Origin of the sequence: Agrobacterium sp. CFBP2214 (assembly GCF_030209895.1) — a bacterium.
Taxonomy (GTDB): Bacteria; Pseudomonadota; Alphaproteobacteria; order Rhizobiales; family Rhizobiaceae; genus Agrobacterium; species Agrobacterium radiobacter.
The window spans coordinates 608,998-635,179 of record NZ_JARVRC010000001.1 but is presented as its reverse complement, the minus strand read 5'-3'; the positions used below and the strand labels follow the sequence as shown (position 1 = coordinate 635,179).

General features: G+C 60.2%; 25 protein-coding genes. 8 read left to right on the top strand and 17 right to left on the bottom strand.

The window, feature by feature from the left end; genetic code table 11:
* Window positions 1-121: 121 nt before the first annotated feature.
* Both QRN60_RS03050 and QRN60_RS03045 read right to left on the bottom strand, forming a co-directional pair.
* Window positions 122-1,204 (bottom strand): FAD-binding oxidoreductase, encoded by a 1,083-nt coding sequence (locus QRN60_RS03050; RefSeq protein WP_020010572.1) that lies wholly within the window; start codon window positions 1,202-1,204, stop codon window positions 122-124.
* Between the two features lie 7 nt (window positions 1,205-1,211).
* Complete coding sequence (locus tag QRN60_RS03045; protein WP_003503099.1) at window positions 1,212-2,456, bottom strand: aromatic ring-hydroxylating oxygenase subunit alpha; 1,245 nt, start codon at window positions 2,454-2,456, stop codon at window positions 1,212-1,214.
* 332 nt (window positions 2,457-2,788) lie between these two features.
* Here QRN60_RS03045 and QRN60_RS03040 point away from each other — a divergent pair, with 332 nt between their 5' ends.
* The 3 genes from QRN60_RS03040 to QRN60_RS03030 all read left to right on the top strand — a co-directional run bounded on the left by QRN60_RS03040 (window position 2,789) and on the right by QRN60_RS03030 (window position 6,004).
* Window positions 2,789-3,397 (top strand): DUF6656 family protein, encoded by a 609-nt coding sequence (locus QRN60_RS03040; protein WP_111784591.1) that lies wholly within the window; start codon window positions 2,789-2,791, stop codon window positions 3,395-3,397.
* Between the two features lie 145 nt (window positions 3,398-3,542).
* On the top strand, window positions 3,543-4,520 hold the full coding sequence (locus QRN60_RS03035; protein ID WP_129564581.1) for an L-threonylcarbamoyladenylate synthase: 978 nt from the start codon (window positions 3,543-3,545) through the stop codon (window positions 4,518-4,520).
* 50 nt (window positions 4,521-4,570) lie between these two features.
* Window positions 4,571-6,004 carry an FAD-binding oxidoreductase gene (locus tag QRN60_RS03030; protein ID WP_129564582.1) on the top strand — a complete coding sequence of 478 codons (1,434 nt, stop codon included), beginning with the start codon at window positions 4,571-4,573 and terminating at the stop codon, window positions 6,002-6,004.
* A gap of 10 nt (window positions 6,005-6,014) precedes the next feature.
* Here the strand turns inward: QRN60_RS03030 and QRN60_RS03025 are convergent, their stop codons facing one another.
* On the bottom strand, window positions 6,015-6,533 hold the full coding sequence (locus QRN60_RS03025) for a glycosyltransferase family protein (RefSeq protein ID WP_060726391.1): 519 nt from the start codon (window positions 6,531-6,533) through the stop codon (window positions 6,015-6,017).
* Window positions 6,534-6,819: 286 nt separating this feature from the next.
* On the opposite strand from QRN60_RS03025, the gene QRN60_RS03020 reads away from it, so the two are divergent.
* Window positions 6,820-7,977: a PA0069 family radical SAM protein gene (locus QRN60_RS03020; RefSeq protein ID WP_003503108.1), complete on the top strand. Its 1,158-nt coding sequence runs from the start codon at window positions 6,820-6,822 to the stop codon at window positions 7,975-7,977.
* Window positions 7,978-8,426: 449 nt separating this feature from the next.
* On the top strand, window positions 8,427-9,080 hold the full coding sequence (gene rnhB / locus QRN60_RS03015) for a ribonuclease HII (RefSeq protein WP_129564684.1): 654 nt from the start codon (window positions 8,427-8,429) through the stop codon (window positions 9,078-9,080).
* Window positions 9,081-9,136: 56 nt separating this feature from the next.
* Here rnhB and chrA read toward each other — a convergent pair whose 3' ends face one another.
* The 14 genes from chrA to QRN60_RS02945 all read right to left on the bottom strand — a co-directional run bounded on the left by chrA (window position 9,137) and on the right by QRN60_RS02945 (window position 23,768).
* The gene (gene chrA, locus QRN60_RS03010) at window positions 9,137-10,534 is read right to left on the bottom strand and encodes a chromate efflux transporter (protein ID WP_020811587.1); all 1,398 of its coding nucleotides are present in this window, start codon (window positions 10,532-10,534) and stop codon (window positions 9,137-9,139) included.
* Window positions 10,535-10,538: 4 nt separating this feature from the next.
* A complete protein-coding gene (locus QRN60_RS03005; protein WP_020010563.1) occupies window positions 10,539-11,351 on the bottom strand; it encodes a chromate resistance protein ChrB domain-containing protein in 813 nt (270 codons plus the stop codon).
* 392 nt (window positions 11,352-11,743) lie between these two features.
* Window positions 11,744-12,229 carry a F0F1 ATP synthase subunit B gene (locus QRN60_RS03000; RefSeq protein WP_020010562.1) on the bottom strand — a complete coding sequence of 162 codons (486 nt, stop codon included), beginning with the start codon at window positions 12,227-12,229 and terminating at the stop codon, window positions 11,744-11,746.
* A 1-nt stretch (window position 12,230) separates the two neighbouring features.
* Window positions 12,231-12,872 carry a F0F1 ATP synthase subunit B gene (locus QRN60_RS02995; RefSeq protein ID WP_003503119.1) on the bottom strand — a complete coding sequence of 214 codons (642 nt, stop codon included), beginning with the start codon at window positions 12,870-12,872 and terminating at the stop codon, window positions 12,231-12,233.
* An 80-nt stretch (window positions 12,873-12,952) separates the two neighbouring features.
* A complete protein-coding gene (locus QRN60_RS02990; RefSeq protein ID WP_003494147.1) occupies window positions 12,953-13,180 on the bottom strand; it encodes a F0F1 ATP synthase subunit C in 228 nt (75 codons plus the stop codon).
* A 72-nt stretch (window positions 13,181-13,252) separates the two neighbouring features.
* Window positions 13,253-14,002, bottom strand: coding sequence for a F0F1 ATP synthase subunit A (locus QRN60_RS02985; RefSeq protein WP_003503121.1), 750 nt, complete (start codon window positions 14,000-14,002; stop codon window positions 13,253-13,255).
* A 60-nt stretch (window positions 14,003-14,062) separates the two neighbouring features.
* Complete coding sequence (locus QRN60_RS02980; protein ID WP_003503122.1) at window positions 14,063-14,428, bottom strand: AtpZ/AtpI family protein; 366 nt, start codon at window positions 14,426-14,428, stop codon at window positions 14,063-14,065.
* Between the two features lie 270 nt (window positions 14,429-14,698).
* Window positions 14,699-15,862 carry a cell wall hydrolase gene (locus tag QRN60_RS02975; RefSeq protein ID WP_060726062.1) on the bottom strand — a complete coding sequence of 388 codons (1,164 nt, stop codon included), beginning with the start codon at window positions 15,860-15,862 and terminating at the stop codon, window positions 14,699-14,701.
* Between the two features lie 281 nt (window positions 15,863-16,143).
* The gene (locus tag QRN60_RS02970) at window positions 16,144-18,063 is read right to left on the bottom strand and encodes a potassium transporter Kup (RefSeq protein ID WP_003503124.1); all 1,920 of its coding nucleotides are present in this window, start codon (window positions 18,061-18,063) and stop codon (window positions 16,144-16,146) included.
* A 15-nt stretch (window positions 18,064-18,078) separates the two neighbouring features.
* Window positions 18,079-19,056 carry a magnesium transporter CorA family protein gene (locus QRN60_RS02965; RefSeq protein ID WP_060722971.1) on the bottom strand — a complete coding sequence of 326 codons (978 nt, stop codon included), beginning with the start codon at window positions 19,054-19,056 and terminating at the stop codon, window positions 18,079-18,081.
* 336 nt (window positions 19,057-19,392) lie between these two features.
* Window positions 19,393-20,523 (bottom strand): Mrp/NBP35 family ATP-binding protein, encoded by a 1,131-nt coding sequence (locus QRN60_RS02960; protein ID WP_060722970.1) that lies wholly within the window; start codon window positions 20,521-20,523, stop codon window positions 19,393-19,395.
* Between the two features lie 120 nt (window positions 20,524-20,643).
* Window positions 20,644-21,867, bottom strand: coding sequence for a CmpA/NrtA family ABC transporter substrate-binding protein (locus tag QRN60_RS02955; protein WP_129564583.1), 1,224 nt, complete (start codon window positions 21,865-21,867; stop codon window positions 20,644-20,646).
* Between the two features lie 78 nt (window positions 21,868-21,945).
* Entirely contained in the window at window positions 21,946-22,686 is a 741-nt protein-coding gene (locus QRN60_RS02950; RefSeq protein ID WP_060722968.1) for a helix-turn-helix transcriptional regulator, read from the bottom strand.
* A gap of 212 nt (window positions 22,687-22,898) precedes the next feature.
* Entirely contained in the window at window positions 22,899-23,768 is an 870-nt protein-coding gene (locus QRN60_RS02945) for an IclR family transcriptional regulator (RefSeq protein WP_060726059.1), read from the bottom strand.
* A gap of 72 nt (window positions 23,769-23,840) precedes the next feature.
* Between QRN60_RS02945 and QRN60_RS02940 the strand changes: the two genes are divergently transcribed.
* From QRN60_RS02940 to QRN60_RS02930, 3 genes are read left to right on the top strand one after another with little or no spacing between them, the layout of a single operon-like run.
* The gene (locus QRN60_RS02940) at window positions 23,841-24,623 is read left to right on the top strand and encodes an SDR family NAD(P)-dependent oxidoreductase (RefSeq protein ID WP_165000559.1); all 783 of its coding nucleotides are present in this window, start codon (window positions 23,841-23,843) and stop codon (window positions 24,621-24,623) included.
* Entirely contained in the window at window positions 24,623-25,537 is a 915-nt protein-coding gene (locus tag QRN60_RS02935) for a 2-dehydro-3-deoxygalactonokinase (RefSeq protein WP_129564584.1), read from the top strand. Before QRN60_RS02940 ends, QRN60_RS02935 begins: the two co-directional genes overlap by 1 nt.
* Window positions 25,538-25,551: 14 nt before the next feature.
* Window positions 25,552-26,181 (top strand): 2-dehydro-3-deoxy-6-phosphogalactonate aldolase, encoded by a 630-nt coding sequence (locus tag QRN60_RS02930; RefSeq protein WP_003503136.1) that lies wholly within the window; start codon window positions 25,552-25,554, stop codon window positions 26,179-26,181.
* Window position 26,182 lies beyond the last annotated feature (1 nt).

Genomic DNA, 26,182 nt, shown 5'->3' with positions numbered 1-26,182 from the left:
ATATGGGACAGCCCCGTTCTACGCCCGAAAAGAATTCGATGACGTGCAAACGAGTTTAGAGAAATTTAGTTCCAAGACAACTATCCGGTGAAAGACGAATGAGATGAAACGCCTGCTCGTGTCAGGCTTCGACCTTCACGTCAGTCAGAGGCCGCGAGCAGCAGGCAAGAATATAGCCTTCCTCGATTTCCTCATCGAGAATGCCGCCATTGTGGTTCATCTCCACCTCACCCGAAAGCTTCAGCACCCGGCAGGTGCCGCAGATGCCGGATTCGCAGGCAGCGCCGATACGGACGCCGGCGGCACGCGCCGTCATCAGAACCGTCTGGCCGGGCTGGCAGGGCATTTCCTTGCCGGAAAGGGTGAAACCCACCATCGACAGTGCCTCGCCATCCGCACCGGTGAGGACGTTTTCACCAACGGTGACCGGGGCAGCCGGCGCGAAGCTTTCCTGATGGTAGCGACTCATATCGAAGCCGGATGCGTCGAGCATCGAGCGGACGGCGGCCATGAACGGCTCCGGCCCGCAACAGAAGACGGTGCGCTCCATGAAATCTGGCGCCAGAAGCGCGATCTTGGCCTTGTCGACCATGCCTTTCAGGCCAGACCACAGGTCGGTGCGACCGCATTTCTCGACAATGAAGCCGAGCGACAGGTTCGGCATGAAACGGGCGAGATATTCCAGTTCGTGACGGAAGACGATATCGCCGGGTGTGCGCGAACAATTGACGAAGGCAATGTCGCTCTGCGGCGCGCGGTCACTCATGTCGCGCACCATCGACATCATCGGCGTGACGCCGGAGCCTGCCGAAATGAAGAGATATTTGTCGCCGGGATGCTTGACGTAGGAAAAGTCGCCGAGCGGCCCGAGCGCCCGGATTTTCATGCCGGGCTTGAGATTGTCGAACATCCAGCGCGTGCCGATGCTGGCGGCCTGCGCTTTGACCGTGACCGACAGCGCATAGGGTCGCGACGGGCTGGAGGACAAGGTGTAGGTGCGGTAGAGCGGCTCCGCACCCACGGGCAATTCCAGCGTGACGAACTGGCCCGGCAGATAACGGAACCAGTTCTGGTCCTCGGAGCGGAACAGAAACGTCATGACATCCGAGGTCTCGGGCGTCACTGAAATGCATTCCAGCAGCTGGAGCTTGTCGCTCCACGGCTTCATCTCGTCTATGTGCTTGTAGGTCACAACCATATTCATCTTCGCATCACGCTACAGCAGAGAGCCGGGCCTTATCGCCGGAGAGCCGGTCGACCATGAAATCGGAATACCAGTTGACGAACTGCATCACGCCGCCCTCATCCTCCATGGAATAGGGGCCGGGCTCATAGGCGGGCGAGCGAATGCCGAAGGCATTTTCCTCGACGATGCGGCGGTCCTGGTCGTTGGTTTCGTTCCAGACATGGGTGAGATCTTCGAGATCGTAATCCACACCTTCGACCGCATCCTTGTGCACCAGCCATTTGGTGGTGACCATGGTTTCCGTGGCGCTGAGCGGCAGCACGCGGAAGGAAATGGTGTGGTCGCCGAGGAAATGATTCCAGGTCGTCGGGTAATGGAACAGGAGCAGCGCGCCGATATGGCTGATGCTGACATCCTCCGAAAGCGGCCGGCGCACGGCGCGCTTGCCAGACATGGTGTAGCTTTCCGCTTCACCGATCAGCGGCATGCGGGCGACGCGGAACTGGCCCTTCGGGTCGATCTTGAAGCGGCTCGGCAGGCCGGCGGCCTCGCAGCGCGCCCAGTGGCCGCCGATTTCGGGGTCGCTGGCACCGCCATCCGTTCCCGTCACGCTCGGGTTTTCGGGATAGGTGCGGCAGAGTTCCGGGTGGTTGGCGGCGCAATGGTAGCACTCGCGGTTGTTTTCCCAGACGAGCTTCCAGTTGCCCTTTTCGATGATCGTGCTTTCATGCGCGACCTTCGCTTCCCAGATGCGGTGCGGAGCCATGTAGCTCTCGACTTCCTTGCGCATGGGCTCGAAATCCGCCGGCTGATCGGCAAGGCAGATGAAGACGTAACCGGCGACGGTTTCGCAGGCGACAGGCTTCAGGCCGAAATCGCCCTTGTCGAACTCTTCACCCATGTGACGTGCGAAGAGCAGCTTGCCGTCGAGATCGTAGGTCCACTGGTGGTAAGGACAGACAAGGCGCGCCGACTGGCCCTTCTGCGTGGTGCAGACGCGGGAGCCGCGGTGGCGACAGGAATTGTGGAAGGCGCGGATCTGCCCATCGCGACCGCGAACGATGACGACAGAATAGGCGCCGACCTGAACGGTGAAATAGCTGCCGGACTTCTGCACTTCGCAATCATGGCCGACAAACAGCCAGTCGCGATACCAGATCGTTTCCATATCCAGCTTGAAATAATCCGGGTCCGTGTAGAAGGGCTGTTCCAGGCTGAAGCCTTCGCGGCGGTTTTTCAGCTGGCGCAATACGGTATCACGCAATTCCATGGCCAAATCCTCGATCAAACCGCCCTGCCCGACACCATTTGCGGGGTTGCGGAAGCATGTACTCATCTAAACACCGGCGGTCATTTGCGGCAGCACAAACAGCGACATCGGCTTCCGCATTGGCGACAAATTGCGACATGCGCAATTCGCCGTCGCAGCCCATTCCGCTGGGAAATCCGACAGCTATTCAATGTCGGAAATCACGTCGCAATATGACGCATGATGTCGCGCGCTTTACTCCCCACCCGTTAAAAAACGGGAGGCGCGACGCAACGGAGTATTAACGCGCCCTAAACTATCTTGCCGGATCGACAGCAACGAGGGCGCTTCCGGTGGAGAAGGCGACACGCATACGCTATTTCGATGCGAGCAGGCATTCGGTCACACCGATAAGATCGAAGACCGCGCATTCGGATTTCCTGCGGACGGGGCGCATCAGCCGTTATGAAGAGCGCTGGCTGCCGAGGGAACGCGTCTATTACAGTCATGATGAAGTGGCTGCGCTGACCGGGCGAAAGCTGGAAGCCGCCGCTGATGCCACCCACAACCGTCTCAACGCCTTTCACCAGTCCATCCGTTTCCCGAAGATGGTTTTTCACCATCTGCTCAATGACAGGCCGCATCTCGGCTATTGTCATGTCACGGCGGCGAAAACGAGCTTCGATGCCGAGCGCCATGTGCTCTGGTCCTTCTATTTCGCGAATTTCTTCGCCGAACTGAGCGGGGCCGGGAACTTCTTCGAAAATATCGATGCGCGTTATTCGCGGATGTATTTCGCCGTCGCCATCAGCGCGCTTCCGGACCAGGAAATCGCCGTCGACACCTCCATCCATCGCGGCGGCCTGCTGTTCCAGACCCATGATCCGCGCGTAGCGCTGAAAAACGTGCTCATGCTTGGCGCGCGGTCCGAGGAGATGCGCAAGATCATCAAGGCGATATAGAAGCGATAGAGCGCCCCGGCGCTTTATCTTTATTTGTTTTATGCATTTCGTTATCCCGAAACCGCGGACCACTTTCGGACGACATGCATTAGCGCTTCCCACTCCGCCCTGAAATACGCTATTGACCGCCCTGAAAGGCAGCATCATGGCGCGTCATATCAATATAGACAACGAGCGGGAAACAGCCCTGCAGGCAGCAGCAACCGAGCTTGCCGCCGGCCAGCCCATCGCCCTGCCCACGGAAACGGTCTACGGCCTTGCCGCCGACGCCACCAACCCGGCGGCGATTACCCGCATTTACGAGACGAAGGGCCGGCCGCAGTTCAACCCCTTGATCTGCCACATGGCCGATATCGCCATGGCCGAACGTTACGCCGTCTTCGATCCCATATCGCGGAAACTCGCGGAGGCCTTCTGGCCCGGCCCGCTGACACTGGTGCTACCGCTGAACCCGGCAAGCGATATTCATTCGCTGGCGACAGCCGGACTCGATACCGTCGGCATTCGTGTGCCCCAGGGTTTTGCCGGTGATCTGATCCGCCGCTTCGGCAGGCCGCTCGCCGCCCCCAGCGCCAATAGTTCCGGCAAGATCAGCCCGACAAGTGCCGCCCATGTGGAGGCGGATCTCGGCCAAAAGATCAATCTCATTCTCGATGGCGGGGCCGCGTCCGTCGGTGTGGAATCCACCATCGTCAAGGTGGAAGAGGACGGCCGGGTGCGGCTGCTTCGTCCCGGCGGCATCGTCACCGAGGACATAGAACGTGTTGCGGGCAAAAGCCTCGAACGTCCGAAAAAAGCTTCCGCCGCCATTGAGGCGCCGGGAATGCTGGCCTCGCATTATGCACCGGGTGCTGCCGTGCGTCTCGGCGCCACAACGGTTCTGCCGGGCGAAGCGCTGATCCGCTTCGGCGGCATCGCCATATCAGGCGAAGAGGCCGCGCGCACCGTTCTCGACCTTAGCCCCACCGGCGATCTTGCCGAGGCCGCCGCCAATCTGTTCGATTATCTGAAAGCCGCCGATGCGAGCGGTGCGGACACCATCGCCATCACCGCCATTCCCACCCATGGTCTCGGAGAGGCAATCAACGACCGCCTTTCCCGCGCCGCCGCGCCGCGAGGCTGACGGCACCCAATCCTTTCGCCCATGTTTCAAAAGACAGCGAGACGCCGCCCATGACGACCACCGCCATTCCCTCCTCCGACATCCTTGACCGCTTTGCCGCCATTGTCGGCGAAAAGAACGCGGTGCGCGACCCGGCGGAAATGGCGCCGCGTCTGGTGGAGAATCGCGGCCTTTATCGCGGCGCCTCGCCGTTGCTGCTCAAGCCGGGGTCGGTCGAAGAGGTCTCGGCCATTCTGCAGCTCGCCAGCGAGACCGGCACTGCCATCGTGCCGCAGACCGGCAATACCGGCCTTGTGGGCGGCCAGACGCCGCGTGCCGATGGCACCGACATCATCCTGTCGCTGGAACGCATGAACCGCATCCGCGATATCGATCCGGTCGCCAATATCATCGTCGCCGATGCCGGCTGCATTCTCGACGACATCCACAAGGCCGCCGACACGGTGGAGCGCATGTTCCCGCTGTCGCTCGGCTCTCAAGGGTCCTGCCGCATCGGCGGCAATCTCGCCACCAATGCCGGCGGCACGGCGGTTCTGGCCTATGGCAATATGCGCCAGCTGTGCCTCGGGCTCGAAGTGGTGCTGCCGACAGGCGAAATCTGGAACGGGCTGCGCCGGCTGAAGAAGGACAACACCGGTTATGATCTGCGTGATCTCTTCATCGGCTCGGAAGGCACGCTTGGCGTCGTCACCGGCGCGGTGTTGAAGCTCTTCCCGAAGCCGCTCGGCCATCAGGTGGCCTTTGCGGGGCTGACCTCCACCGAAGATGCGCTGAAGCTGTTTGAAATGGCCACCAACCTCTGCGGCACGGCGCTGACCGGCTTCGAACTCGTGCCGCGAATCGGCGTCGAATTCACCGCCAGACATATTCCCGGCGTGCGCGATCCCCTGGAGCAACCGCACGACTGGTACGCGCTCATCGATATCTCCACCTCCGATTCGGCGGAAACGGCTGATACGATGATGCAATCGCTGCTGGAGCGCGGTTTTGAGGCCGGGCTGGTTCAGGACGCCGTGATCGCCGCATCGGAGGCGCAGCGACAGGCGCTCTGGCATATGCGCGAGAGCATGTCGGATGCGCAGAAGCCCGAAGGCGGGTCGATCAAGCACGATGTTTCCGTTCCGGTTTCAAAAATACCGGAATTCATGGCGACGGCGGAAAAGGCGGTTCTCGCCGCCATCCCGGGCGCGCGCGTCTGTGCCTTCGGCCATCTGGGTGACGGCAATATCCATTACAATATTTCCCAGCCTGTCGGTGCCGACAAGGCCGAATTCCTCGGCCGCTGGCGGGATATGAACGAGATCGTGCATGGCATCGTGCTGTCGCTCGGCGGTTCCATTTCGGCCGAACACGGCATAGGGCAATTGAAGCGCGATGAACTGGCCGCCATTCGCCCCGGCATCGAAATGGAGCTGATGCGACGCATCAAGCATGCTTTCGACCCCGCCGGCATCATGAACCCCGACAAGGTTCTGGTCGGGTAAGACGCGCTCGTTAAGCCGAAGCCCGCAGCGCCCAGGCGGGCACTATTTCCGCATTCAGCCGGCGCGGTTTCTGCGCGCCGACAAATTGCGTCAGGCTCATGCCCGATCTGGCGATCGACAGGGCATGCTTCTTTGGCAGAAGATATCCGTGTTCCAATGGCGGAATACGGCGCAGCACGCGGCTGAAGACATTGCGCCGGTGATAGCGCGAGGGCGAGAAGCGGGCCGGCTGTGCGCAGATCGCCACATATTCGAGAATCTCGTCGATCCAGCCCGCCTGCGGGCGCGCGCCGGGCTCGATCAGAAGCAGCCAGCCGCCGCGCGCGGACTTCACGACATCCTCGATGTCCCATTGCCCATAAAAACGGCAACCGGCGGCATCGGCGACGCGCGACGACCCATCGCGCGAACCGTGATCAAGAATCACAACATCACTCACAAGCCCTTCCACGGCCCCGGTGACAAGCGCAGACAGTGTATGCGCAAGCTCCGGTTCGTGATCCCGGCATTCCATTATGACTGTCAACATCTGCATAGCTCTAACGCATCGCACAATAAATTGCCACTGTGCTGATCGCGGTAAAATCCGTGGCTGCTTATGCCGAACGTCACACGGCCTCCGCATGCGGTCAGGCATATCGCGGTCACGCCCCTGTCTGATGCGCGAGCTGAATCTGCAATTTTGTTCTTGTAATGTTCTCATTCCTGATGTAGGAATTTAATCATTCGGAAGGCGATAAAAGCCCGTCCGGACGGAAACGGTTTAGGGCGTTGAGCGTGCCTCGAAAGGCGTGCGACGTCCTGGGAGCATCCAGATGAGAAACCATACGCTTTCGGGGCAGGCTGCCTTCCAGCCGAGCCATATGCCTGACATTGCCAATGCGCTGGCCGATGCATCTGGCCTGCGCATCGAGATCGACCGCCGTCGCGGCCGTGGCGCCGGGCTCAATCCGGATGGACGTTTCGAGACCTTGCAGCACGAGGTTTTCGACGATGGCTGGCAGACGCTCGAGGACATGCCGGAGTTCCGCACCGAGGTGCAGGTGGAGAAGCCACGCAGCATCATCACCCGCAATGAATCGCCCGACATCCCGTTCGACCGCTCCATAAATCCCTATCGCGGCTGCGAACATGGCTGTATCTATTGTTTCGCAAGGCCGACACACAGCTATATGGGACTTTCGGCCGGTCTGGATTTCGAATCGAAGCTCTTCGCCAAGCCGGATGCGGCAAAGCTGCTGGAAAGGGAACTGGCGAAACCGGGCTACAAGCCAAGGGTGATCGCCATTGGCACCAATACCGACCCTTATCAGCCGATTGAGCGCGAATGGCGCATCATGCGGCAGATACTGGAAGTGCTGGCCAAAGCCGATCATCCCGTCGCCATCGTCACCAAATCGGCGCTGATCAAGCGGGATATCGACATTCTGGCGCCCATGGCCAAAAAGGGTCTCGCCAAGGTCGGCATTTCCGTGACGACGCTGGACCGCAAGCTCGCGCGCAACATGGAGCCGCGCGCCGCCACGCCGGAGAAGCGGCTGGACGCGGTGAAGGCGCTGACCGAGGCCGGCATTCCCGTGGCCGTGATGATGGCGCCTGTCATTCCGGCACTCAACGATCATGAAATCGAGCGCATTCTCGAGGCTGGCAAGGCCGCCGGCGCCACTGAAGCGTCTTATGTGCTTTTGCGCCTGCCGCTGGAGGTGAGCCCGCTATTCCGCGACTGGCTGCTGCGCAACTATCCGGACCGTTACCGCCATGTCATGTCGCTGGTGCGCTCCATGCGTGACGGCAAGGATTATGACGCGGAATTCGGAAAACGCATGAAGGGCGCCGGCCCCTATGCCTGGCAGATCGGCAGGCGCTTCGAGATGGCCACGAAGCGGCTTGGCCTCATCCGCCGCGGCATCCACCTGCGTGACGATCTCTTCGTGCCGCCGGGCGGTGCAGGCGTGCAATTGTCGCTGCTTTGAGAAGTAAACGCTGAAAGTGACTGAGGTGATGGATGCCCGAACTGAACTCGACGTTATCCTCGGGCTTGACCCGAGGATATAAACCGAGCGCGATAATGGATCCTCGGGTCAAGCCCGAGGATGACGTCGAGCATGAAGGATAATTCGCCAACAATCGGAGGCTCTGTGAGCCTATATTAAACGAAATTCAAAACGATAGGGAGCAACCTTCTCATCTTGTTGCTCTCGACGAAATGCCCGACGGGTTTTCCCTGGCCCGCCGGACATCGCCCCCGGAGCCGCCGCCTCGCGTGCGATCGTTTTTCCTCCGCCGCCCCGTTGGAGGATCAAAGGTCATGATGACCTTCGGGGCACGGTGAGCCACGCCCCTTGACCCCGGCTCACCATGCCTGTCATCGCCCGCTTCCGGGGGCTTGCAGGAGATCGGGTGTGTGTGCCAGTTTCGCCGCATGAAACGCACGGCCACACCCGATTCTCCTGCCCTTTTTGATCTTGCCGAAACCGGCCCTGACTTCTCCTTCGAGCTGGAGGCGAAAAAGAAGGGCCTCTGGCCCGTCGCCGGCACGGATGAGGCAGGCCGGGGGCCTTTGGCCGGACCCGTGGTTGCGGCAGCCGTCATTCTTGATCCGGACAATATTCCCAAGGGGATGGACGATTCCAAGAAGCTGACCAAGCAGAAGCGGGAAAGCCTGTTTGTACAGATCATGGAAACCTCGATCGTATCCGTCGCCTCCTCCGGCCCCAGCCTGATCGACAGCATGAATATCCTGCGCGCCAGCCTGGACGCCATGCGCCGCGCCGTGCTCGGTCTCGAAATCTCCCCTGCCCTCGTGCTGGCCGACGGCCGCGACCGGCCGCCGGGTATCACCTGCGAGGCAAAGGCCGTCATCAAGGGCGATTCCCGCTCCCTCTCCATCGCCGCAGCCTCGATCATCGCCAAGGTGACGCGCGACCGGATGATGGAACGCGCCGGTGTGGTGCACACATCCTACGGCTTCGAAGGCCATGCCGGCTACGGTACGCCCGCCCACCTGCGCGCCATCGAAAGCCACGGCCCCTGCCCGTTGCACAGGATGAGCTTTCGGCCGCTGAAGCGGGACTGATCGTGAATGAAGGTCCGGCAATCACTTCCGCGATAGGCCAAAGCGGACTCCGGGTTTCAAACTATCGACCGCCAGGCAATCCCAAGCGCTGCAGACAGGGCCAGCGTGACTATCACAGACAGCTTGAGCCGGAAAATGGCGAATGCCGCGAGCAATGTCAGGGCGAGCGACGGCAGCAGGAGTGATGAGAAGACTGGGACATCCAATGCCAGCGGGCCGAGGGCCACGGGTCGGACTTCCTCGAACAGCACGTGAAGTCCAAACCAGACCGCCAGGTTGAGGATCACCCCGACGACGGCCGCAGTGATGGCCGACATCGCCCCGCCAAGCGCCGCGTTACCGCGCATCTTCTCGATGAAGGGCGCACCAGCGAATATCCAAAGGAAACTCGGCAGGAAAGTTACCCAGGTCGTCAGGATCGCTCCGAGAGTTGCCGCCGCCAGCGGCGACAACGCCCCCGGATCGCGATAGCCCGCGAGAAAGCCGACGAACTGCGTTACCATAATGAGAGGACCGGGCGTCGTCTCGGCCATACCGAGACCATCAAGCATTTCTCCCGGACGAAGCCATCCATAGTTTTCCACCGCAGCCTGAGCGACGTAGGCGAGCACGGCATAGGCGCCGCCGAAGGTGACGACGGCCATCTGGCTAAAGAACAGACCCATCTTCGAGAACACATTGTCCCAACCGAGCACCAGGATCAGCGTCGCGACGGGAATGAGCCAGAGCGCTGCAAGAGTGCCAGAGGTTTTGAGCGACCAGGCAAGGTTGGGCCTGGCGTGAAGGGGAATGTCCTCGCCGAGGATGGAATCCCTGTCTTCGAGTATCTTGCCCGATCCCGACTTGTGTCCGCCGTTTGCCTTGAAAGCGTGAAGCCCTGTCCGCCCCCCGAAGCAGCCGATGATTGCGGCCGCGAGGATGATCAGTGGAAAGGGCACGTGAAGGAAGAAGATCGCGACGAAGGCGGCGGCCGCCATGGCGACCATCACATTGTTTTTCAGCGCCCTGCTGCCGATCCGAAAGACCGCCTGAACGACAACGGCGAGGACCGCGCATTTCAGCCCGAAGAACATGCCCTCGATCGCGGTGACGTCGCCGAAGATAACGTAGATGTAACTGAGCGCCAGGATGGATAGAAACCCCGGCAGGACGAACAGCAGGCCGGCGATCATGCCGCCCCTGGTCTTGTTCAGCAGCCAGCCGATATAGATGGCAAGCTGGTGAGCCTCCGGCCCCGGCAGCAGCATGCAGTAGTTGAGGGCATGCAGGAAACGGTGCTCACCCACCCAGCGCTTCTCGTCAACGACGATGCGGTGCATCACTGCTATCTGGCCTGCTGGGCCGCCGAAGCTGAGCGCTGCCACGCGCGCCCATACCTTCACGGCTTCGGAAAGCGGAACGATGTCGTCTTCGCCCGCATCCAGGCGGACACTGGTCTTTGCAAGGTCGGTCATGGTCTCATACCTTCCTCGGGTTGGGCCAGTTGTGGGTCTCCTCGGTTGCATCACGGCACCATCTGTAAAACGCATCGTAGAGCGTCATGCCGGCCGCGAGTTGTTCGAGGTCGTCGTTGAACATCCGGGATAAGCCGAGTGAGGCGGCAAGCAGTCCCGGCACTTCGGGGGCGAGGTCGGGTCTGGACGTATCTGCTCCCCGGACGATTGTCGCGAGGCGGAGCATGGGTTCCGTCGCAAGGCCGAATTCCTCGACCATGACGTCGAAGGTGCAAAGCTCGCCACGGTGGCTCCAGTAAACCTCTTCAATGTCGAAGGGCGTGGCGTTGAAGCGATCGGCGACCGCTGATACTTCCGCCGCCGCTACAAACAGGAAGACCGCCGAAGGATCGACGAAGCGCCGGATCAGCCACGGGCAGGCGATGCGGTCGATTTTCGGACGCGAGCGGGTTACCCAGACCGTCCGGCCACGGCTGTCGCGGGGCGGCAGCCTATCGTCGGGGACTAGGGCCGCTTTCGACGCACGCCAGGCTTCGAAGCCGCCTTCGAGAACCTCGGCGGCACTGCCAACCGCACGAAGGTGAGCGGCAACACCGTGACCGAGCTTCTGGCCTTTCTGACAGAGGACGACCAATGGCCCGGTAAGCCCTTCGGCCCAGTCCATCACTTGGCGGTAATCGCGCCGAATCGCTCCCGGTATGAGGCGGGGATCAGCAGCAAAGTCCTCGTCAGTGCGGACGTCGATAATCGTCGGCGCGTTGGGCGTGCCGATAATGCGATTGAGCTTTTCGGGTGTGATTTCAAGAAATGACGGCATCGCGCGTCCCTCCGTTTTTTCGGGTTCAAAGGACGCGATTCTTCGGCCGTGGCCTCATGGGGCGATCGCTACCCCATAGGTAAAAATTCGCACCGGAATTGGAATATGTCAAGCAGGTGACCGGGCGTCCTATCGGACCACACCAGCAAATGGCGCTTCTGTGCCTCGCTATCGAATAAGCCTTCCCGACGATAAGTTGGTTGCGTCAGAAAATGCACAGCATGTCCGCTGTTGGTGCAAAGCGGAAGAGCAATCCGATATCCACCATTAAGAAGACTTTGGCCAAAGCGGGTCGATCACCCACCTTTGGCGCTATAACTCCAACCGGATTTGACAACAAAAAACCCCTCGCAGCTCTCGCCGGAGGGGTTCTTATCAGTCCGAGATAAATCTCAGTTCAGCTTGGACTTCACTTCGCCAATCGTGGCGGTGAAAAGCTTGGCCTTAGTGGCAGCCGTGGTCTTTTCGGCCAGCAGCTTCTCGGAAGCGGCAATGGCAATATCGACTGCGGCGGCGCGGACGGCGCCGATGGCGTCTTCTTCGGCCTGCTTGATCTTCTGTTCCGAAAGAGCCGTACGGCGGGCGACGAATTCTTCCGTCTTCTGCTTGGCTTCTTCGGTGAGCGCTGCGGCTTCACGCTCGGCGGCAGCAACGATGCCGGCGGCTTCAGCTTCGGCTTCCTTGCGCTTGCGCTGATATTCGGCCAGCAGGTGCTGGGCCTCTTCGCGCAGGCGCTTGGCTTCGGCCAGCTCGTCCTGAATGTTCTGCGCGCGCTCGTCCAGAGACTTGGAGAGCATGCCCGGAACCTTGAGATAGGCGATCAGGACGAAAAAGAGAACAAGACCGACGAGAGCGAAAAATGATGCATCAAACGCCATATCAGGCTCCCTTCACAGTCGAAGCGGCTGCAATGGCGGCCTTGACGTCGGTATCCTTGACCTTAGTGCCGACCAGCTGGTCAACGATCGCGGTCGCGGTTTCCTCAGCAATGGCGCCGACATCGGCGAAAGCCTGTTCCTTGATACCAGCGATGCGCTTTTCGGCGGCGGCAAGCTTTTCAGCAAGTCCGGCCTCGATGGCGGCGCGGTCGGCATCGGCCTTCGCTTTAGCGGAGTCACGTGCCGCGGCGCCGATAGAGCTTGCCTTGGCGCGGGCTGCCGCGAGTTCTTTTTCATAGGTTTCGACGGCAGCGTCGGCTTCGCTTTTCAGGCGTGCCGCTTCATCGAGATCCTGTGCGATGCGTCCATGACGGTTTTCGAGAATGCCGCCGACGCGCGGAACGATGACCTTCTGCATGAGCAGGTAGAAAAGGCCGAACGTAATCGCCAGCCAGAGAACCTGCGATGCATAAGTAGACTGGTCGAACGGCGGGAATACGCCGGAAGCACCGTGTTCAGCGCCGTGCGCCACACCGGTTTCCGTGTGCGTGGCTTCCGGTTGCGGCTGGCCGACAGCCGGAGTTTCCGTATGCGTTTCACCTACGGTCGGTGCTGACTGGGCATAAGCCTCGGTCACGAACATGCTCACCTCCAGGGGGACTGCAAATGCGAAGGATCACGGCACGCTATGTTGCGGGCCGTGATCCAGACCTAATGCTGATATTAAACAGCGAACAGGAGAAGGAGAGCAACGAGCAGCGAGAAGATGCCCAGAGCTTCCGTAACGGCAAAGCCGAATACCAGACGGCCGAACTGGCTGTCGGCAGCAGAGGGGTTGCGCAGTGCGCCGGACAGGTAATCACCGAAGATACGGCCGAGTGCGAGGGACGTACCAGCCATGCCGAGGCATGCGAGACCTGCGCCGATGTACTTTGCTGCTTCCGCTTCCATGTGAGACTCCTTGAGATATTGGTTGTTGCGGCTGTTTTTGACACCCGTTGCCGGGGCCAGCGACTTTACTTCTCAGTGACCACCATGCACGGCGTCGTTCAGGTACATGCAAGTCAGTACCGCGAAGACATAAGCCTGCAGGAAGGCAACGAGAAATTCGAGAGCGGTCATGGCGACCGTCATGATGAGAGGCAGAACTGCGCCACCGATGCCGAGCGCGCCGAGCGCACCCATGGAGGCAACGAAGCCTGCGAAAACCTTGAGCGTGATGTGGCCGGCCAGCATGTTCGCGAAAAGACGAACGGAAAGGCTGATCGGGCGCGACAGGAACGAAATCATTTCAATTGACGCGACAAGCGGCAAAAGCGCCTTCGGCACGCCCGAGGGGGCGAAAATGCCGAAGAAGTGCAGGCCGTGCTTGTAAAAACCGTAAACGATGACCGTGCCGATGACGAGGCAGGCAAGCGCGAAGGTGACGATGATCTGGCTGGTGACCGTGAAGAAATACGGGAACATGCCAAGCAGGTTTGCCGTCAGCACGAACATGAACAGCGAGAACACGAATGGGAAGAACACCATGCCCTTCTTGCCGGCGCCTTCGCGCAGCATGGAGGCGATGAACTCGTAGGACATTTCAGCAACGGACTGCATGCGGGTCGGGATCAGACCGCGGTTCGACGTTGCAAAATAAAGGAAACCGGAAGCGGCAGCCACGGTCGCGACCATGAAAAGCGACGCATTGGTGAAGGAAAAATCGACGCCGCCAATTTCGATCGGAATGATCGGCTGCACCAAGAACTGATGGGTCGGATCGTTTGCCACCGGCTGCCCTCTTTACCTGTCGCCGCCTGTCGCGGCATCTCAACTGCAAGAAAAAACAGCTTAAACGCCGTCTTTTCCACCCTCGTCCTGTCTGTCCGCCTTTTCCAGCAGCGGCGGCTTGGCCACCGCGCCGGTCGAGCGCAACACATTCAATACGCCTGCGCAGAAACCGAGAAGAAGAAGAACGATCATCCCCCACGGCGTCGTGCCGACAAAATAGTCCAGAAGATAACCCAGCATAGCGCCGACCACGATGGCCGAAATGAACTCCGATGAGAGCTTAACCGCCATCGCAAAACCTTTCCGGTTTTCCGCAGCGTTGGTCTCCGCCCTCACTTCCGCCTCATCCTCCGCCTTCACCTTTGCCAGCTCTTCGGCAAGGCGCTTGCGGCGCTCGTCCAGACTATCGTCACGGTTGCCAGTCATCTTAAAATCCCACCCATTTTCTCCGTTCCAGCCATGCCAGAACCCTTTGGAGTTGTAAACGGTGACGGATTAAGCCTGTTCCAGCCCGCTCTGAAGTCGCGCGCAACATAGTTTTAGGGGCTTCTCTAGTCAAGGCACTGCGAGCGGTTGTTTTGGCACAAATTAATCATGCAAAAACAACAGCTTGACATCAAATCGCGGTTTAGCGGCGATGTTTCCCCAGGGAATCGGCATTTTTGACACGCAAAATGCGACAAATCGGCGGTGGTATCAGCTCCAGCCGCCACCATAGGTACGGTAAAAGACGTGCAAGCCGATCCTGCCGACCTTCTTCATGGACTTGCCCCAGGCGGGACGCACATAAACGGCGTGATAATGGGTAGCGGAGCCCACTTCGTTCAACCAGATTTTGCCGGCGGTGGTGGCCATGGCCACTTCGCGCGCCATCTTCCAGTGGCGTTCGGAGTTCACCCGGTCCTTGATATTGTCGCAGGCGAAAGAAAACTGGCAGCGGTTGCGCCAGTCCTTGTTCTGATAAACGACGCCGCAGATGGTTTTCGGATAAGCGGGGTTGCGCACGCGGTTGAGGATGACCTGTGCCACGGCTGCCTGTCCCTTCACCGATTCTCCGCGCGCCTCGAAATAGATGCCTGAAGCCAGGCATTGCTGTTCGGCTGCGGAAAACACGGCGGCCGGCAGCGGGGTGGCTGCCCAGGCGTGATCGTCCTGGCTGATTTGCGGCACGAAACGACCGGCCTCGGGCTTTTTGAGAATGGCGTCGAAGGGCGACTCGCGTGCGAAATCCGGCTCGGCCGGCGCGTAAGCCGTGGCAAGAATATCCGGCGTCCTGTTGGTGATGAGTTCGGCCAGCATCGGTGAGACGCTTTTGTCCGCCTTCTTTTCCTCACGGCGGAAATAGAAGGAGGCGAGTTCCACGTCCTTGCCGCGCTTCGGCTTGACGAAAGCCGTGCGGTCCTTGCGCTTCAGCGGCTCGATATCCAGCATGCTGGTGCGCTGCAGGACGGAACCGGCGGTGAAGGCCTTGGGCGGCTGCATGATTTCGGTTGCGACGATGCGGCCCTTCTTGGCGGCGCGGTTGACGCGCTCGCTGTCCGGCGTCGTTGCCTCACCCTTCTTGTTGGTGACAAAGGCGACCTTGCTGCCATTGGGCAGGGTCATGCCGCCGCCATGCAATGCGGCCTCCCCTGCGGCATCATCGAAAGTCAGCGAGGCATTATGAACGGAGCCTGCCGGAGATGCCGTCAGCACCATGCGCCATTGCTCCCCGCCCTTGTCCAGCCCGGCCAGAAGCGAGGCCAGATCGGCACGCGCAGCGAGGGATGGAAAAACGAGCCAGGCGGCAAGGCCGAAGACGACGGGCGAGGTCCATTTTGACACCCACCCCTGAAGGGACACGGGGGACCGACGACGCATTACTCTTTTCGAACGCAAAACCAGCACTCCGAACACCGACAACCATATTTGCTACAGGTGTTCGAGAATCTCTTATTAACCTTGATGCTTGGTTAACGCCGGGCACGGACGCGGTTTCACGTTAATGTGTGAACATATTCTAATGCGCGTCGCGCTGCTTTAGATTCCATAGTATCGGACACAGCTTCATGCACGGCATCCCCACCGCCGTCATTCCGGTCTTGAGCCGGAATGACGGAAGGAAGGAGCATCTCAGATTGCCGAGAGGCATGCTCCCGTCGTCAGACGACGACGTGCGAGCCGAGTTCCACCACGCGGTTGGCGGGCAAGCGGAAGTAGTCCGAGGGATCGGCGGCCGTTTCGGCAAGCGCGATGAACAGGCGGTTCTGCCAGCCCGGCATGCCCGATTTCGGATCCGGCACCAGCTTGCGGCGGCCGAGATAAAACGAGGTGGACATGATGTCGAACTTGTAGCCGGTACGGCGCAGATAGCCGAGCGCCTGGGTGACGTTCTGCGTTTCCATGAAGCCGAAATGCAGTTCGACCACGGCAAAACGATCACTCAGTTTCGTCAGCGTATAACGATCCTCGGGGTGAACGCGCGGCTGGTCTTCGGTGCGGATCGTCAGGATGACGTTCTTGTCGTGCAGAACGTGGTTATGCTTGAGATTGTGCAGCAGTGCCGCCGGCGCGGCCTCCGGATCGCCGGTCAAGAAAATCGCGGTGCCGGGCACACGCACCGGCGCATGGGCGCTTTCCTTTTCCACCGAAGCGACGAAAGCCTTCAACGGCACATCACCGCGGCGGGTCTTGGCGAAGAGGATTTTCGAGCCGCGCTGCCAGGTGGTCATGATGACGGTGAAGGCAATTGCCAAGAGCACCGGCACGTAGCCGCCATCGTGAATCTTGAGCAGATTCGCGCCAAGGAAGATCAGTTCCAGCGCCAGAAGCGGGGCCAGCACGGCGATTGCCAGCCAGACCGACCATTGCCAGCGCTTGCGCACGAATTCGAAGAACATCAGGCTGGTGACGACCATCGCGCCCGTCACGGAAATACCGTAGGCGGTGGCCAGCGCATCCGAACTCTTGAAGGTGAGTACCAGCGCGACGACGCCGAACAGCAGGATGGTGTTGACGGCGGGCAGGTAGATCTGCCCCGTATTGGTTTCCGAGGTGAAGAGTATCTCCATGCGTGGCAGGTAGCCGAGATGGATCGCCTGACGCACGAGCGAAAACGCACCTGTTATGACCGCCTGGCTGGCGATGATGGTGGCGGCAGTTGCCAGAATGACGGCCGGCAGGATCGCCCATTGCGGGAACATCAGATAGAAGGGATTGGACATCGCCGCCGGGTCTTTCAGCACCAGCGCCCCCTGACCGAGATAGTTCAGCGTCAATGCCGGGAAAACCAGACAGAACCACGCCCACTGGATGGGACGGCGACCGAAATGGCCGAGATCGGCGTAAAGCGCTTCCGCCCCTGTTATCGTCAGGAAGACCGCGCCCAGCACGACGATGCCGTAAAAACCTTCATTCGCCAGAAACTCGACCGCATGCCACGGGTTGAAGGCAAAGAGAATGCTGAAATCGTCGGCAATATGGATGAGGCCAGCAAGCCCCATGACGATGAACCAGACCGCGGTGATCGGCCCGAAGAACTTCGCCACCGTGCCCGTGCCGTGAGACTGAATGGCGAAGAGGCCAATGAGGATGCCGACGGAAATCGGAATGATGAACTCGTCCATCTCCGGCGTGACGAGTTTCAGGCCTTCCACCGCCGAAAGCACCGATAGTGCCGGGGTGATCATCGCATCGCCGAGAAACAGGGCAGCACCGATGAGGCCGAGCACGATGAGCACGCCGCGATGGGTGCCCGCCGTCTTCATCAGCAGCGCCAGCAGCGAAAGCGTGCCGCCTTCGCCGTCATTGTCGGCGCGCAGCAGCAGCGTGATGTATTTGAAGGTGACGATGATCGTCAAAGACCAGATCATCAGCGATGTCAGGCCGATGACTTCTTCCTGCGTCACCCCGTCATAGGCGATGGGCCGCAGGGCTTCGCGAAAGGCATAGAGCGGGCTGGTGCCGATATCGCCATAGACGACGCCGATCGAACCAAGGATCGCGGCGTAAAGCCCCTTGTTCTTGTGCTCGTCATCGGCATCCGGTTTCTCGGCAACGTCCTTGTCAACGATCTGGGACATGATGATCCTGGCTCCTCAGAGCCAGCCCTTCCAACGAAAAAAGAGAAACGGGATGATTGCGGACATCAGCATGATAACAAGCGCCAGGGGATAACCGAACGTCCAGTTCAACTCCGGCATGAGTTGAAAGTTCATTCCGTAAACCGAGGCCACCAGCGTGGGCGGCAAAAACACCACCGAGGCAATCGAGAATATCTTGATGATGCCGTTCTGCTCGATGTTGATGATGCCGAGCGAGGCGTCAAGCAGGAAGGTCAGATTGCCGGAAACGAAGGAGGCATGTTCGTTCAGCGACTGAATATCGCGCCCGATCGACTTGCCCTGTTCCCTCGCTCCCTTGTCCTCGCGAGCCTGATCGCTGGTGGAGAGGAAGGTCTGCAGCCGCGCCAGCGATGCGAGGCTGACGCGGACCTTCGAGATCAGCCGGTGATAGGCGGCGATATTGGTCAGGCGGTCTTCGAGATAGCGCGGCGCCTTGCGTTTGGAACGGGCCTGGCTGCCGAGAATGTCGGCGGCGAGATTATCGATGCCGGCGACCGAGTTTTCGAGAATTTCCGCCGTGCGGTCGACGATTGTTTCGAGCAGTTTCAAAAGCAGCGCCGTGCCGCTGCGCATTTCGTGCGGCGCGCGGGTAATGGCGGCAATGAAAAGGTGGAATGATTTCGGCTCGGCATAACGGATTGTCACCAGACGCTTGCCAACCAGAACGAAGGCGACATCGGTGAGGCGCGGATCATCCGAATCCGCCTTCCACACCAGAGACGCGGTCATGAAGACATTGGCGTCTTCCATATAGAGACGACTGGAAGGCTCGATATCTTTCAGGTCTTCGCGCGTCGGCAGTTCCACGCCCAGCAGCTTTTCCACATGCTGCTCTTCCGCCCTGTCTGGATTGACGAGATCGATCCAGACGATGTCGTCGGGAATCGGTCCGGAGCCGTCGACTGCCGACAGGCTGATCGCCTCGCAATTGGCGCGATAGGCTTTTATCAATCCGCTTCTCCGCTCCACATCGCGGGCTTGCCGCAATGCTGCTTAACATATCCTGTTTGCCGTCGGCAAACCTTTGGACGACACTTCAGGGAGCGCCGGACCAGGCGGGATTTCACAATCTCGCCAGCCCGATGGACCAAGAGCCAAACGGCGCAGGCGTATGCGCCCAAAGCGAGATGCAATCAAGCAATATTTTTTCGCGACAGCATTGCAGGCGAAGCATCTCTGGAGTTCAAATCCTGACATGCTGCCCGACGCTTCCGGTTAATCATCTGTTTTCAAAGGACTATTCAAAACGGGCAGACTGCTGCCCGTTTTGCGCCTGTAATTGACGCGTTATTCGAAAACGATCCTCGGCGCGGCTTTTTGCTCGCTCGCACCAATGCGCGCCCAGACTTTTTGCGCGATATCGCGGTAGATCGCAGCCTGCGGGCCATCAGGCTCGGCGGCGACAACAGGCGTTCCGGCATCCGACATTTCGCGGATGGAGATGGTGAGCGGCACTTCGCCGAGGAAAGGCACGCCGATCCGTTCCGCTTCCGCCTTCGCGCCGCCATGGCCGAAAATATCGTAGCGCGCACCGGTATCGGGCGCGATGAAATAGCTCATATTCTCGATGACGCCGAGCAGCGGCACCTCCACCTTGCGGAACATGGTGATGCCCTTGCGCGCATCGATCAGCGCCAGATCCTGCGGCGTGGAGACGATGACCGCGCCGGCAAGCGGCACCTGCTGGGCGATCGTGAGCTGCGCATCGCCCGTGCCGGGCGGCATGTCCAGCACCAGCACATCCAGTTCGCCCCAGGCAACTTCGCGCAGCATCTGCATCAATGCCGACTGCACCATCGGCCCGCGCCAGATCATCGCCGCTTCCTCATCCACCAGAAAGCCCATGGACATGACCTTCAGTCCATAATTTTCCATGGGAAGGATGATGCGGTCTTCCTGCTGCTGCGGACGGCCGGAAATTTTCAGCAATCGCGGCAGCGAAGGGCCGTAAATATCGGCATCGAGCATGCCGACCTTGAGGCCGAGCGACTGGAGACCGAGCGCCAGATTGACCGCGGTGGTGGACTTGCCCACCCCGCCCTTGCCCGAGGCCACGGCGATGATGGCCCGCACGCCCGGTACGCCCACCTTTGACGAGCCGGGCTGTGTGGCCGGCCGGCCGGGTGCCGCAGCGGGGCGCGCCGGCGCCGGTTGCTGCTGGCCGGGCTTGCGATCGGCCGTCAGCGCGACGACGGCGCCGACGATGCCCTCAACGCCTTTGGCCGCCTGTTCCGCGGAAAGCCGCAGCGGCTCCATCTCCGCAGCCTTGTCGGCCGGTACTGTGATCGAAAAATAGGCCTTCGCATCGGCGATGAAGATTTCCGAGACCATGCCGAGTGCGATGATGCTCTTACCGCTGCCGGGATAGATCACCGCTTCCAGCGCCTTTTCCACCTGGCTCTTGCTGACCTCTGCCATATTCCTGCTCCGCTATATCGTCCGACCGGGGTATTGCGTGCCATCCATAGACAAGCCGGAGCGCTTCGCCAATGCCAAAGCGCGCCAGTCAGGCATTCGCGACGATTTAACGCTGCCGTTTCAGATTTCGTCGTCCATCGCCAGCGTTTCCGGATCGAAAACATGGCCGTCGAAAAAACAGTCGGGCCCGAGCACCAGACCCGTGCGCGACGCGCCGACATGAACAGGCTCGCGCAACGTGCCTTCGAGTTTCAGATTGGCACCCGGCACCGGCACGAAAAGCGGCTTCATGGCCTTGCGGAAAATATCCGGCCGGTAGGCGTTGCGGGCGGCCTCCACCACGGCGGCATCGAGCCGGTAATCGGCGGAAACCTCGCCCCAGCGCAACATCTGGCTGAAGAACCACAGGGCCTGGCTCTGCCAAGGGAAATTGGCGGCCTTGGCGCTCGTCACGAAAAACTCCTGAAAGCGCTGCATGTCCCGCTGCGAGGTGGAAATATAGCCCGTCAGCGCCGGCAGCAGGAATTCGCCGTTCTCATCCAGATATTGAGGCGCGGCGAGGATGCCGGCCAGTTCTTCTATGTTGGCGGCATTGGCGCACCATTCGCCGGCGCGATAAAGCGCCCGCAGCAGCCCTTCCAGAAGGGCGGCGTTTTCCTCTGCCCAGCGCGTCTTCACGGCCAGTATCTTTTCAGGCGCATTGTGCCAGATCAGCGCGCCCGTGGTGACGATACGGCCGGCGCCGCCCAGCACCACGGCGCTGCCCGCCGGTTCGGCGGTACAGAGCGCATCGACCTTGCCGCTTTCCAGCAGAGCCGGCATCGCCTTCGGCAGGGCTTCGACAATTTCCATGTCCCGGCCGAGCAGCACGCCGCAGCTTCCGAGTAGATAACGCAGGGCATAAAATGGCGTGGAGACAATATCCTCAACCGCAAAGACCGGCGGGTTTTCACCTGCTGCCCGGCGCGCGGCGCAGACGCGGGCCATGGCCCGCCCAAAAGCCGCCGGATCCGGCAGCTTCAGGCCTTCGCGGTAAAGTTCGTCATAAAATCCGTGCGAAACGGTCGTTGCCGATCCGCCAAGGGAAAGTGTGAAGACGCCGACAATATCGCCCGGCAGATCATCCAGGCCAACAGCGGAACCAACAGGAACCGGAGCGGGCAGATGCGCGACATGAACGCCATCCTCGCCAAGCGCCGCAAGCACGGCGCGCGCGGACTGTTTTCGGAAAAGTTCGAGTTCTATGCCCTCATCGGCAGCAAAGCCTTTTTCGGCAGCGGCTATCAGCACGGCGCAGTCGATAGTCGGAGAAAATCCTGCTTTTACCCTATGCCGTTCCGGCAAACGATTTCTCCTTTCCGGTGATTCGAAAGGAGGATCGCCCAGGAAGCGCTTTATCACAATGATAAAATTACGGTTTCGCTATTTTATCAGGCCGACCCGCAGCGCTTTGGCGACAGCCTGGGTGCGGTTGACCGTGTCGAGTTTTTTCGTTGCGCGGTTCAGGTAATGATTGATGGTGTGTTCCGACAGCATCATGATTTCAGCAATTTCAGCGCTGGTCTTGCCGGCGGCGGTCCAGTTCAGACAGTCGATCTCCCGCTCGCTCAATGTTTCGGGAACCCTCAAATCGAGGCTTCGTATTTCAGATAGCCGGGCAAAGACATGGCTGGAAATGTAGAAAAGCTCGGCAAGCCGGCTGGCGGGCAGAGCCGTCTTGTTGCCGGAAAACGAGACCGCGCCGCGTCGCATGGTGATGTCATGAACGGGAAACCACACCGAATTGATCATCTCGAAACGTTCGAAAAGGTTGATCACGGTTTTCTTGGCGATTTCTCCGTCGCCTCTGACCAGAAAATCCATCGAGACGGAAAAGGGGACGGTCGATTTTTTCAACTGGGCCATCACCCGGCTGGTCTGCAGCATGCCCTCTTCATCGTAGCGCTGCAAAAGCTCGGCCGGCCAGCTGGTGATAACAGTATATTGCGACAGTTCGCTCGCCACTTCCGAGGACAGGTCGAGCACCATGAAAGCCCTGAATTCCCAGGCCTCCGTCAGCCGCTTCAGAAACCGGAATATATCGAATTGCGTGTTGAGATCAGCGATCTCGCGAACGCAATCAACACCAATCGACTGAACGGCGGCCGTCTCTGTTTTCTGCATCAAAGCTGTTCTTCGAGAATGAGAAAATGCCGCCGCAAAGGCCCGCCTTTGCCCGGAAATTGTTGCGGATGTTACTCACCAAAACGATTCATGCAAACAAAAGTTGAAAACTTAATTCAGAATAGTCGAAAATAATATCAAATGCACATGAATGGACGCGTCCCCGCGCTTTCCATAAGGGAAAATCCACCGGCTAACGCCCCGTGCTTTCCTCAACCATCCGCAACCGGGGATAATCTGCAGGCCAGATCATCGGAAATTCTATCGGCGGTCTCGCGCACCAGAGGGGCCCATTTGCGAAGCTGTTCCACATCCACACGATAGGCCGGACCGGTGACGGAAATCGCCGCGCGAAAATTGCGCCCGGGCGCCCGGACCGGTGCGGCAACGCAATGAATCCCGATCTCGTGCTCCTGAAGGTCGAAACCGTAGCCATTGTCGCGAATGGTCGCCACGTCAGCCATCAGCGCGTCCGTCGTCGTGATCGTGTTTTCCGTGAAGCGATGAAAATCGAGTTCCGCAGTCAGCGCCGCCAGTTCATCACCGGCGAGCAGCGACAGCGCCGCCTTGCCCACCCCCGTGCAATAGACCGGTGAGGTTTTGCCGACCTGCGAATGCATGCGCAATGTGTGCTGCCCCTCCATCTTGTCGAGATAGGTCACCTGCCTGCCGTTCAACACGGCGAGATGCACGGACTCCTGCGTCACCTCCTGCAACGCTGCCAGATGCGGGGCCGCGACGCTGCGCAGGTCATTGCCGCTCCAGGCTTTCGCTGCCAGTTGCAGCAGTCTCAGCCCCACGGCATAGGTCTGATCGGCAGCGTGATCGATAAGGCCCTCGGCGACGAGATGGGCGAGCTGGCGGTGAACCGAGCCGCGCGGCTGACCGCAGGCTTCGACCACATCGGTAAAGCGCATCGGCTTGTCGGCAAAGGCGATCAACTCCAGCAGCGAGACGGCCTTGCCGAGCGTGCCCGTGTCACTCCCGGTTTTCCGTTGCACCATCGGAACCGCATCAGGCTTTTGCCCATTGGGCTTTTTATTATCGGCCATGGCAACATCCACCGTCATCTGTCTTGACATAAGCGTGACGCCAAGAGAATAATTCCATTTAGTAAAATCTAGTTCCAAATAATGGAACAATCAAGCCTTTCAATGGATGAGATGATGCCGATGACGCAAGCCCAATTTCCGGACCTCAAGGATGCGGGCGTGCTCGTCACCGGCGGCGGTTCCGGCATCGGGGCATCGCTGGTGGAAGCCTTCGCGATGCAGGGAGCGAGGGTTTCGTTCATCGACATCGCCGAGGAGCCAAGCCTGGCGCTCGTAAAGCGGCTTGCGACAACGGCGCAGCATCCGGTCCACTTCTTCAAAACCGACCTTCGCAATATCGCGGCGATCGGAAAGACGGTGGAGGCGGCGGCCTTGGCCACCGGCGGTATTAAGGTACTCGTCAACAATGCCGCCTGGGACGACCGCCACGACATAGAAACGGTGACCGAAGCCTATTGGGACGCCAATCAGGCGGTCAATCTCAAGCAGATGTTCTTCTCGGTTCAGGCAGCCCTGCCCTATCTCCGGCAGGCGAAGGGCGCCTCTATCGTCAATTTTTCGTCCATCTCGTTTCTGCTCAACATGGGCGAGCTGCCATCCTATGCGGCGGCCAAGGCCGGCATTATCGGGCTGACGAAAAGCCTCGCCGGCCGGCTGGGCCCGGAAAACATCCGCGTCAACACGCTGCTGCCCGGCATGATCGTGACGGAGCGGCAGAAGGAACTATGGCTGACGGATGAGGGCATTACCGCCACCACGGCGCGGCAATGTCTGAAGCGCACGCTCGTCGCCGCCGACCTGGCGGGTCCGTGCCTGTTTCTCGCATCATCGGCATCGAGCGCCATCACGGCGCAATCCATAATCGTAGACGGAGGCCTTCTATAATGTCTGAACCCGCTTTCATCGCCGTCGACTGGGGTACAACCAGTTTCCGGCTCTGGCTCATGAGCCGATCGGGCGCGGTGCTGGCGGAGCGCAGAAGCACGGAAGGCATGACCACCGCCATGCGGACCGGTTTTGCCGAGGTGCTGCAATCGCATCTCGACGCTATCGGCGCACCGGAAGATCTGCCGGTTCTCGTCTGCGGCATGGCGGGAGCGCGGCAGGGCTGGGTCGAAGCGGGTTATATCGACGTGCCGGCATCGCTTTCGGCGGTTCTCGATGGCGCGGTTCGCGTGCCGGGCCAGGTGCGGGATGTGCGCATTCTGCCGGGACTGGCGCAGCGGGATAAAAACGCGCCCGACGTGATGCGCGGCGAAGAAACGCAATTGCTTGGCGCTCTCGCTTCTTCGGACGCCGGTGAAAAACTCGTCTGCATGCCCGGCACCCATTCCAAATGGGTGACCGTCAAGGATGGCGGCGTGACGGGTTTTGCCACTTTCATGACCGGCGAACTCTTCGAAGTCATCTCGAAGCAGACGATCCTTTCCCATGCGGTGGCAGAGGCCGAAGCCTTTACCGGCGAGCATGAAGCTTTCACGGCGGCCGTGCGCGATATTTACGCCCATCCCGCGCTTGCGACCAATCGCCTTTTCACCCTGCGCTCCGGGCAATTGCTGCACGGGCTTACCGCGACCGACGCCAAGGCCAAGCTCTCCGGCATCATGATCGGGCTGGAAATCGCCGGTGCGCATTCGACGGCACGGCGGGAGACGCCCGTGGTGCTGATCGGCTCCGGTGCGCTCGGCGCGCTTTACGAGGATGCCTTCGCAGCCCTCGAGATTCAATATACGGTCATCGACGCCGACGAGGCCGTGCGGCGCGGATTGCTCGCCGCTGCAAATGCCATCTGGCCATAGGATAAAGAGACATCATGCGTATTCCCTTCCCTTCCATCAAATATCCGCTGATCGCCATCCTGCGCGGTCTGAAGCCCGAGGAAACCGAAGGCGTTGTCGGCGCGTTGATCGAGACCGGCTTCCGCGCCATCGAAATCCCGCTCAATTCGCCCGATCCGTTCCGCTCGATCGAGATCGCCGCAAAGATGGCGCCCGCCGATTGCCTGATCGGCGCCGGCACCGTGCTTAGCGTGGAAGAGGTGGAATCGCTGGATGCGGCCGGCGGCAAGCTGATGGTCAGCCCCAATGCCGATGCCGACGTTATCGTCGCCGCCCGCGTCAAGGGCATGGTGACGATGCCGGGCGTTCTCACCCCCACCGAGGCGCTGGTGGCCGCAAAGGCCGGGGCGACCGGGCTGAAGTTCTTTCCCGCCAGCATCATCGGCCCCGCGGGTATCAATGCGATCCGGACCATCCTGCCGAAGGATCTGGTCATCGCCGCCGTCGGCGGCGTCTCGGACAGGAACTTCGCGGAATACACCAATGCCGGCATTACGGCTTTCGGGCTTGGCACCAGCCTTTACAAGCCGGGCATGACGGCGGCGGAGGTGCGCGAACGCGCCACTGTCACACTTTCAGCCTATGATGCAGCCATCGGAGGATAAG